The organism is Variovorax soli NBRC 106424 (assembly GCF_001591385.1).
In the GTDB taxonomy this organism is placed as follows: domain Bacteria; phylum Pseudomonadota; class Gammaproteobacteria; order Burkholderiales; family Burkholderiaceae_C; genus Variovorax; species Variovorax soli.
The window spans coordinates 18,862-27,979 of sequence record NZ_BCUU01000073.1; the positions used below are offsets into that span (position 1 = coordinate 18,862).

8 protein-coding genes are annotated in these 9,118 nt (G+C 67.6%); 4 read left to right on the top strand and 4 right to left on the bottom strand.

Annotated elements, in window-relative coordinates; translation table 11 throughout:
* Window positions 1-50: 50 nt before the first annotated feature.
* On the bottom strand, window positions 51-533 hold the full coding sequence (locus VSO01S_RS19020; protein WP_068644379.1) for an Lrp/AsnC family transcriptional regulator: 483 nt from the start codon (window positions 531-533) through the stop codon (window positions 51-53).
* A 127-nt stretch (window positions 534-660) separates the two neighbouring features.
* Here VSO01S_RS19020 and hppD point away from each other — a divergent pair, with 127 nt between their 5' ends.
* The 4 genes from hppD (at window position 661) to VSO01S_RS19040 (ending at window position 3,860) form a co-directional block, all read left to right on the top strand.
* Complete coding sequence (gene hppD / locus VSO01S_RS19025; RefSeq protein WP_068644380.1) at window positions 661-1,755, top strand: 4-hydroxyphenylpyruvate dioxygenase; 1,095 nt, start codon at window positions 661-663, stop codon at window positions 1,753-1,755.
* Between the two features lie 99 nt (window positions 1,756-1,854).
* A complete protein-coding gene (gene phhA / locus VSO01S_RS19030) occupies window positions 1,855-2,703 on the top strand; it encodes a phenylalanine 4-monooxygenase (RefSeq protein ID WP_245684251.1) in 849 nt (282 codons plus the stop codon).
* A 1-nt stretch (window position 2,704) separates the two neighbouring features.
* Window positions 2,705-3,418 carry an SDR family NAD(P)-dependent oxidoreductase gene (locus VSO01S_RS19035; RefSeq protein ID WP_068644382.1) on the top strand — a complete coding sequence of 238 codons (714 nt, stop codon included), beginning with the start codon at window positions 2,705-2,707 and terminating at the stop codon, window positions 3,416-3,418.
* 145 nt (window positions 3,419-3,563) lie between these two features.
* Window positions 3,564-3,860 (top strand): hypothetical protein, encoded by a 297-nt coding sequence (locus VSO01S_RS19040; RefSeq protein ID WP_068644383.1) that lies wholly within the window; start codon window positions 3,564-3,566, stop codon window positions 3,858-3,860.
* A 139-nt stretch (window positions 3,861-3,999) separates the two neighbouring features.
* Here VSO01S_RS19040 and VSO01S_RS19045 read toward each other — a convergent pair whose 3' ends face one another.
* The 3 genes from VSO01S_RS19045 to VSO01S_RS19055 form a co-directional block, all read right to left on the bottom strand.
* Window positions 4,000-5,436, bottom strand: a complete 1,437-nt coding sequence (locus tag VSO01S_RS19045) for an efflux transporter outer membrane subunit (RefSeq protein ID WP_068644384.1) — start codon at window positions 5,434-5,436, stop codon at window positions 4,000-4,002.
* 91 nt (window positions 5,437-5,527) lie between these two features.
* Window positions 5,528-8,722: an efflux RND transporter permease subunit gene (locus VSO01S_RS19050; protein ID WP_068644385.1), complete on the bottom strand. Its 3,195-nt coding sequence runs from the start codon at window positions 8,720-8,722 to the stop codon at window positions 5,528-5,530.
* A partial coding sequence (locus VSO01S_RS19055) for an OmpA family protein (protein WP_153305318.1) occupies window positions 8,722-9,118 on the bottom strand: 397 nt, incomplete at its 5' end. The genes VSO01S_RS19055 and VSO01S_RS19050, both read right to left, overlap by 1 nt.

A 9,118-nucleotide genomic window follows, 5' to 3' on the forward strand; every position in this document is an offset into this window, starting at 1 on the left:
GATCGCACGAACCGGGCCAGTCGGGCCCGCCCGCCTGTCGCGTGGACGCCTCACAAGGGCAGCGCGGTTGTTCTCTTGATGCTTTCCAGCACAAAACTGGTCTTGCAGTCCTGCACGCTGGGGTGCTTGAGCAGGGTGTCCATGACAAAGCGCGAGTAGTGCGCCATGTCGGCCACCAGCACGCGCAGCAGGTAGTCCATCTCCCCGGTCAGGGAGCTGCACTCCACCACCTCCGGCCAGCCCTGGACCGAAGCCCGGAACGCATCCATGGGGCTGCGCTTGTGCGTCTCCGCATGCTTTTCGAGCCGCACGTTGATGTACGCGGTGAGCGTGAGCCCCACCCGTTCGGGCTGCACCAGGGCCACATAGCCGGCAATGACGCCCGATTCCTCCAGGCGCTTGACGCGCCGCAGCGTGGCCGAAGGCGACAGGCCGACCTTCTCCGCCACCTGGTCGTAGGTGGCGCGGCCGTCGGCCTGCAGCACCTCAAGCACGCGCAGATCAATCTTGTCGAGTTGGACTTGTGCGTTCATTCAAACGATTGTGCATGAATCCTGCAAATCAAGAATGACAAAAGCTGAAAAACGCAGTAACTCTGCGCGCTGAATTCGTAGCATCGACATCCATCTAACGACCACCCCCTTGATGGAGACAACCGGCATGGCTGCTACCGCTGATCTGTTCGACAACCCCATGGGCCTGCAAGGCTTCGAATTCGTGGAGTTCGCCTCGCCCGTGGCGGGCGTGCTGGAGCCCCTGTTCGAAAAGCTGGGCTTCACGCTGGTGGCCAAGCACCGTTCCAAGGACGTGGTGCTGTACCGCCAGGGCGACATCAACTTCATCGTCAACCGCGAGCCGCACAGCCCGGCCTCGTACTTCGCCGCCGAGCACGGCCCCTCGGCCTGCGGCCTCGCCTTCCGCGTGAAGGACTCGCACCAGGCCTACAAGCGCGCACTGGAGCTCGGCGCCCAGCCCATCGAAATGGCCACCGGCCCGATGGAGCTGCGCCTGCCGGCCATCAAGGGCATCGGCGGCGCGCCGCTGTACCTGATCGACCGCTTCGAAGACGGCAAGAGCATCTACGACATCGACTTCGAGTTCATCGAAGGCGTGGACCGCCACCCCAAGGGCCACGGCTTCAGCGTGGTGGACCACCTCACGCACAACGTGTACCGCGGGCGCATGGCGCACTGGGCGGCCTTCTACGAGCGGCTGTTCAACTTCCGCGAGATCCGCTACTTCGACATCCAGGGCGAGTACACGGGCCTGACCTCCAAGGCCATGACGGCGCCTGACGGCCTGATCCGCATTCCGCTCAATGAAGAAGCCAAGCAGGGCGGCGGGCAGATCGAAGAGTTCCTGATGCAGTTCAGCGGCGAGGGCATCCAGCACATCGCGCTGCTGTGCGAGGACCTGCCCACGGCCATCGACCAGCTGCAGCTGGCAGGCGTGCCGCTGCTCACCGCGCCCAACGACGTGTACTACGAGAACCTGGACAAGCGCCTGCCGGGCCACGGCCAGCCGGTGGCCGACCTGCAGGCGCGCGGCATCCTGCTGGACGGCACGACCGAGGGCGGGCAGCCGCGCCTGTTGTTGCAGATCTTCTCCGAGCCGCTGCTGGGCCCGGTGTTCTTCGAGTTCATCGAGCGCAAGGGCAATTACCGCGAGGGCTTCGGCGAAGGCAACTTCAAGGCCCTGTTCGAGTCGCTCGAGCGCGACCAGATCAACCGCGGCGTGCTGCAGACGGCCGACTGAACGCCGGCACCACCCACAAGACTGCGAAGAAGCGTCATGCTGGAAGAAGCCACCGCCCTTCTCGAAACGAAGGAACTGCACGGCCTGGCCGCCGGTGCCATGCCCGAGCGCGCCGACTGGACCATCGACCAGGGCTGGGACCGCTACACACCCGCCGAACACGCGGTGTGGAAGACGCTGTTCGAGCGCCAATCGAAACTGCTGCCCGGCCGGGCCTGCGACGAATTCGTCGACGGCATGAACAAGCTGCCCATCGGGCCCGACCAGATCCCGGACTTCCGGCGCCTGTCCGAGGTGCTGATGCGCAAGACCGGCTGGCAGGTGGTGGCCGTACCCGGCCTGGTGCCCGACGAGGTCTTCTTCGACCACCTGGCCAACCGCCGCTTTCCGGCCGGCCAGTTCATCCGCAAGCCGCACGAGCTGGACTACCTGGAAGAGCCCGACGTCTTCCACGACGTGTTCGGCCATGTGCCGATGCTGATGAACCCGGTGATTGCCGACTACATCCAGGCCTACGGCCGCGGCGGCCTGCGCGCCAGGGAACTCGGCGTGCTGGACAAGCTGGCCCGCGTGTACTGGTACACGGTGGAGTTCGGCCTGGTGCAGCAGAAGGACGGCGTGCGCATCTACGGCGCGGGCATCGCGTCCTCGTACACCGAGTCGGTGTTCGCGCTGGACGACGCCTCGCCGAACCGCATCGGCTTCGACCTGGAGCGGGTGATGCGCACGCGCTACCGCATCGACGACTTCCAGGAGAGCTACTTCGTCATCGACGGCCTGGATCAGTTGCTCGAGCTGGCAACGATCGATTTCGCGCCGCTGTACGACCGGATTGCCGGCCGGCCCGACCACGAGCCCGGCACCGTGCTGCCCAGCGACCGGGTGGTCTCCCGCGGCACCGGCCAGTACCACCTCGAACGCCGCAATTCGGCCAAGGCCAGCATCTGACATGACCACTTCCGACATGAACAACGCCGTCGTGCTCATCACCGGCGCCGCCGGCAACCTGGGCCGCGCAGTGGCCGACGTGTTCGCGCAGCAGGGTGCGCGCCTGGCGCTGGTCGACCTGCATGCCGACCGCCTCAGTGCCGTCTTCGGCGACGCGGGCGAGCGCCGCATGTTCCTCGCGGCCAACCTGCTGAACGCGGCGGAAGCCGACGCCGCGGCGCAGGCCGTGGTCAAGCGCTTCGGCCGCATCGACGTGCTGTGCAACCTGGCCGGCGGCTTTCGCATGGGCACGCCGGTGCACGGCACCGAGGCCAAGACCTGGGACTTCCTGTACGACCTGAACGTGCGCACGGTGCAGCACATGGCGCATGCCGTGGTGCCGCAGATGCAGCAGCAAGGCGGCGGCAAGATCGTGAACATCGGCGCCTACTCGGCCCAGCGCGGGCTGGCCAACATGGGCGCCTACATCGCGGCCAAAAGCGCGGTGAGCCGCCTGACCGAATCGATGGCGGCCGAGCTGCGCACGCAGAACATCAACGTCAACTGCGTGCTGCCCACCATCATCGACACGCCCGAGAATCGCGCCGACATGCCCGATGCCGATCCGGCCAACTGGGTCGCGCCGCGCGACCTGGCGCAGGTGATCGCCTTTCTGGCTTCGGATGCCGCGCGCGCGGTGCACGGCGCGGCACTGCCGGTCACCGGGCTGAGCTGACGCGCAGAGCCGAGGCGGCGCCCGTCGCGCGCGGCGTGAAGCACTCCACAAAAGCGCGGTCCGGCTGCGCCGGGGTTTCAGCACGGCTTAAGCGGACTGTCCGAGACTGCGGCATCTCGTTTTCAGGAAGTGAGGCCCAGCCCACATGACCACCGCACTCGCCATCCCCACGCTTTCTTCCCACCAGTTGTCCCTGGCACTGGACCTCCTCGACATGCGCGATCTGGCGCCCAAGGAGGTTCTGCGCCAGCTCGACGAACACGCCAAACGCGGCGAGTTCTCGCAAGCGCAAGCCAAGTCGCTGCGCGTGCTGGTGAAAACGCTGGACGACGCCCATGCCGCGCGCGTGCTGCGCGCCAGCTGCGACGGCGACGATCCCGAAAGCATGGACCTCCTTCGCCAGCGCATCGCGCACGAAGCACGCATCGCCTACCTGCGTTGAGCTGGGAAAGGGGCCGGCTGTCCTGGCGCGGCCCCTGGGCTTCAAGCCGTTCGCCGCGGTTCTTGCGGCGAATCCGACATGCAATCACCGCAAGATCTGCGGAGAAAACCAGCGACGAAGCCGGCAGAGCTCTCCAGCCCTACCCCTCGCTCGCGCTCTTGGGCTTGGGCGCCAGCTGGTCCGCCAGGTCCACCCAGCCGCCCCCCATCGCCTTGTAGAGCGCCGCGGCCTGCAGCAGCACGTCGGCCTGGCTTTGCGCCAGCTGCAACTGCGCATTGAACAGGCTGCGTTCGGCGTCCAGCACCTCGAGGTAGCTGCTGTAGCCGCCGTCGTAGCGCTTGCGCGCCAGGCGCGCGTAGTTGGCGAGCGCGTCGGTCTGCTGCTTGGCCGCATCGCGCGCCAGCTGCGACTTGGTCACGCCCACCAGCGCGTCTTCCGTTTCGCGAAAGCCCGTCTGCACGGCCTTGCGGTATTGCGCCAGCGATTCGCGCTGGCCGGCCTCGGCACTCTCCACCTGACCGGCAATGGCGCCGGCGGTGAAGATCGGCACGCTCACATCCAGGCCGTAAGACCAGATGCGCGCCGAGCCGCTGGACAGGTCCGACAGGCTGCGGCTGGCCGCGCCGAAGGCGCCAGTGAGCGAGATGGTCGGGAAGTACGCCGCCTTGGCCGCGCCGATGCGCGCATTGGCGGCCACCAGCGACTGTTCGGCCGCCAGCAGGTCGGGACGGCGCTCGATCAGCTCGGACGGCAGGCCGGCCGGCACCGGCGGCATCGTCAGTTCGTCGATGGGACGGCCGCGCACGATGGGGCCGGGGTTGCGCCCGACCAGCACCGACAGTGCGTTCTCCTGCTGCGCCGCCGACTGCTCGAGCTGTGGCAAGGTGCGCAAGGCGGTGGCGTATTCCGATCTGGCCTGGCTCAGCTCCAGCTCCGACACCACGCCGCCCTTGAAGCGCCGCTCGAAGAGCTTGAGCGAATCCTCGCGCAGCTTGAGCGTGTCGCGCGCCACCTCCACCTGCTTGTCGAGGTCGCGAAGTTGCACATACCCGGCGGTGACGGCAGCGACCAGCGAGAGCACCGTGCCGCGGCGGAAGGCCTCGCTGCCGCGCAGCTGCGCGGTGGCCGCCTCGGTCAGGCGCCGCGTGCGGCCGAACAGGTCGATCTCCCAGCTGGCGAGCACCGCGGCCTGCGCGGAGTTGTAGGGGTTGATGCCGGGCGCGCCGGTGGCCGTGATCGTGCTGGCGCGCTGGCGGCTGCCGTTCACGTCCGCACCCACCTGCGGGAACAGTGCGGCGCGCGTGGTGCCCAGCACGCCGTAGAACTGGTCCACCCGCGCGGCGGCAGCCACCACGTCCAGGTTGTTGGCCAGCGCCTCGTCGACCAGCGCATTGAGCTGCGCGTCGCCGAACTGCCGCCACCAGGCGGTGTCGGCCGCGCTGGGGCTCAGCTCGGCGCGCGGCGGCGTGGCGCGGAACTGGTCGGGCACCGCCAACTCGGGGCGCTTGTAGTCGGGGCCCAGCATGCAGCCCGAGAGCAGCACCAGCGCCGCGGCGGCTGCCGCTACCTTGGCCATATTTGAGCCTCCCGACGAGCCGCCTCTAGGGAGGCTCGCGCCCCCTCGGGGGGCAGCGAATACACGAAGTGATGAGCGTGGGGGCTCACGGTCAGTGCGCCGCATGGTCTGCCCCCTCGCCTGCTGCACCCGCCGGCAGCGCCTGCGGCTTGTCCTTCTTCTTGCCGGCGCTGCGTTCGCTCAAGGTCTCCAGGCCCCAGAAGAACATGGGGATGAAGAAGATCGCGATCACCGTGGCGCCAAGCATGCCCCCGATCACGCCGGTGCCCAGCGAATGCCGGCTGGCCGACGACGCGCCGCTCGCAATGGCCAGCGGCACGCAGCCCAGGATGAAAGCCAGCGAGGTCATGATGATCGGACGCAGCCGCAGCTTGGCCGCGTTCACCGCGGCGTCGTAGGCCGACATCCCTTCCTTGTGGCGCAGTTCCACCGCGAACTCGAAGATCAGGATGGCGTTCTTGGCCGCCAGCGCAATGAGCACCGTCAGGCCGATCTGGAAGTACACGTCGTTTTCCGTGCCGCGCAGCCAGATCGCCACGATGGCGCCGAACAGCGCGAAAGGCACCGCCAGCAGCACGCCGAAGGGCAGCGTCCACTTCTCGTACTGCGCCGCCAGGATCAGGAACACCATCACCAGCGCGAAGGCGAACACCACGCCGGCGGTCGAGCCCGCCTTCTTCTCTTCATATGCCTGGCCGGACCAGGCGAAGGAGAAGCCTTCGGGCAGTACCTCGCGCGCCACCTCTTCCATGGCATTGAGCGCCTGGCCCGAGCTGTAGCCCGGCGCCGGGCCGCCCGAGATCTTGGCGGCCGGGTAGTTGTTGAAGCGCGTGACCAGGTCGGCGCCCACCACGTAGCGCGTGTTGGCCACCGCCTTGAGCGGCACCATGTCGCCGCTGCGGTTGCGCACGTACATGTTCTGCAGGTCTTCCGGCTTGGTGCGGTAGTCGGGCTCGGCCTGCAGGATCACCTGGAACAAGCGGCTGTTCTTGGGGAACTGGCTCACGTAGAGCGAGCCGAACAGCGTCTGCAGCGTGGAATACACGTCCTGCACGGGCACGCCCAGGCTCTCGGCCTTGTCGCGGTCCACGTCCACCATCAACTGGCGCGAACGCGTGTTGATGGTCGAGTTGACGCCCTGCAGTTCCTTGCGCTCGCGCGACTTGGCGATGATGGCCCGCGTGAGCTCCTCCAGCCGCTGCAGCGGCGCGTCGCCCTCGCTCTGCACCCAGAACTCGAAGCCGCCCGTGGTGCCCAGGCCAGGAATGGACGGCGGGTTGACCGGGATCATCAGCGAATCCTGGTCCTTGGAGAACTCGCCGGCCGCCTGGTGGATGAGCGCATCGGCCTTGTCCGAGGCCGCCTGCCGCTCCGCAAAGCCCTTGAGCGACACGAAGAGCACGCCCGCGTTGGCCTTGTTCTGCGAGTCGATCAGGCTGAAGCCCGGCACGGTGGCCACCGACTTCACGCCCGGCTGCTTGGAGTACCAGGCCTGCGCGCGGTCCGTTGCCGCCTCGGTGCGGTCCAGGCTGGCCGCGTCGGGCAGGATGGCCGCGGTGTAGATGTAGCCCTGGTCTTCCACCGGCAGGAAGGAGCCCGGCACCTTCTTGAACAGGCCCATCATGATCGCGATCATCCCGACGATCAGCACCGCCGCCATCAGCACCCGCTTGATCACCAGCTGCGTGCTGCGGCCGTAGCTGTTGGTGAGCTTGTCGAAGTTGCGGTTGAACCAGCCGAAGAAGCCCTTCTTCTCGTGCTGTCCGGGCGGATGCGGCTTGAGCAGGATGGCCGCCAGCGCCGGCGAGAGCGTGAGCGCCACCAGGCCCGACAGCACCACCGACACCGCAATGGTCACGGCGAACTGCTTGTACAGCTGCCCGGTGATGCCCGAGAGGAACGCCACCGGGATGAACACCGCGCACAGCACCAGCACGATGGCCACCACCGGGCCGCTCACCTCGTCCATGGCGCGCTTGGCCGCGGTCTTGGGGTCGAGCCCGAACTCGTTCATGTTGCGCTCGACGTTCTCCACCACCACGATCGCGTCGTCCACCACGATGCCGATGGCCAGGATCATCCCGAACAGCGTGAGCATGTTGATGGAGAAGCCCATCGCCGTCATGCCGATGAAGGCGCCGATGATCGACACCGGCACCGCCAGGATCGGCACGATGGTCGCGCGGAAGCTCTGCAGGAACAGGAACACCACCAGCACCACCAGCACCACGGCCTCGAAGAAGGTGTGGACCACCTCGTTGATCGACTCCTTCACGAACTCGGTGGTGTCCAGCGCGATGTCGTAGTCCAGCCCCGGCGGGAAGGTCTTCTTCATCTGCTCCAGCGACTTGCGCACGTCGGTGGCCACCTGCAGCGCGTTGGCGCCGGGCTGCTGGTAGATGGCGATCAGCGTGGCCGTCTTGCCGTTGTACTTGGAGCGGATGGAGTAGTCCTTGGCGCCCAGCTCGGCCCGGCCGATGTCCTTGACGCGCACGATGGCGCCGGTGCCCTGCTGCGAGGCACGCAGGATGATGTTCTCGAACTCCGAGGGCTCGGTCATGCGGCCCGAGGTGGCCACCGGGAAGGTCTGCTGCACGGGTGCCGCGGTGGGCGAGGCGCCCAGGCGGCCGGCGGCGAACTGCTGGTTCTGCTGCGCCACGGCGTTCTGCACGTCGGTGGCCGTCAGGCCCAGGCTGGCCATGCGGTCGGGCTTGAGCCACAGGCGCATGGCGTAGTCGGGGGCGCCGAAGATCGAGCTCTGGTTGGCGCCCGGAATGCGCTTGATGTTGTCAAGCACATTGATGTTGGCGTAGTTGGCCACGTAGGTCGGGTCCAGGCCGCCATCGGGCGAGTAGATCGCCACGATCATCATGAAGGCCTGCGACTTCTTGGCCACCGACACGCCCTGCTGGCTCACCGCCGAGGGCAGCGTGGGCAGCGCGAGGTTCACGCGGTTCTGCACGTCCACCTGCGCCAGCGACGGGTCGGTGCCGATCTCGAAGAACACCGACAGCGTCATGTTGCCGGTCGAACTCGAGGTCGAGTTCATGTACATCATGTAGTCGGCGCCGTTGACCTGCTGCTCGATGGGCGCGGCCACGTTCTGCGCCACCACCTCGGCGCTGGCGCCGGGATAGGTCGCGGTCACCGAGATCTGGGGCGGCGTGATCTCCGGAAACTGCGCGATGGGCAGGTTGAGCATCGCCACGCCCCCGGCGATGACCAGGATGATGGAGATGACGCTCGCGAAGATCGGCCGGTCGATGAAGAAGTGCGCGAACTTCATCAGGCCCCCGCCAGCACGATGTCCACCCGGCGCGCCTTGGCGGCCGAATCACCGCCGACGATGTTGGCCGGCTTCTCCAGCGTGATGCGATCGGCCGGCACGCCGGCCGCCACCAGCGCGTCGCGCACGGCCTGGGCCCGTTGCTTGGCGAGTTCGCCGTTGCGCTTGGCGCTGCCGCTGGCGTCCACATAGCCCTGCACCTTGGCCCGGGCCGCGGGCCGCGCCTTCATGGCGGCGGCAATGTCCTGCAGCCGGGCCTGGCCCGTGGCGTCGACACGCGAGCGATTGCTTTCGAAATAGACGGCGTCGGCGGAAGGCGCGTTGCCTGCCTGTTGCGACGCGGCAGGAGCGGCAGGAGCCGCAGCTGCTGCGCCGCCTGCGGCCTGCGCGCCGGCC

Bases quoted from the DNA above. Each gene is read 5' to 3' on its own strand.
- phhA (WP_245684251.1), top strand. From the start codon at position 1,855: ATGCCCGAGCGCGCCGACTGGACCATCGACCAGGGCTGGGACCGCTAC.
- VSO01S_RS19035 (WP_068644382.1), top strand. From the start codon at position 2,705: ATGACCACTTCCGACATGAACAACGCCGTCGTGCTCATCACCGGCGCC.
- VSO01S_RS19045 (WP_068644384.1), bottom strand. From the start codon at position 5,436: ATGGCCAAGGTAGCGGCAGCCGCCGCGGCGCTGGTGCTGCTCTCGGGC.
- VSO01S_RS19050 (WP_068644385.1), bottom strand. From the start codon at position 8,722: ATGAAGTTCGCGCACTTCTTCATCGACCGGCCGATCTTCGCGAGCGTC.
- VSO01S_RS19020 (WP_068644379.1), bottom strand. From the start codon at position 533: ATGAACGCACAAGTCCAACTCGACAAGATTGATCTGCGCGTGCTTGAG.
- hppD (WP_068644380.1), top strand. From the start codon at position 661: ATGGCTGCTACCGCTGATCTGTTCGACAACCCCATGGGCCTGCAAGGC.
- VSO01S_RS19040 (WP_068644383.1), top strand. From the start codon at position 3,564: ATGACCACCGCACTCGCCATCCCCACGCTTTCTTCCCACCAGTTGTCC.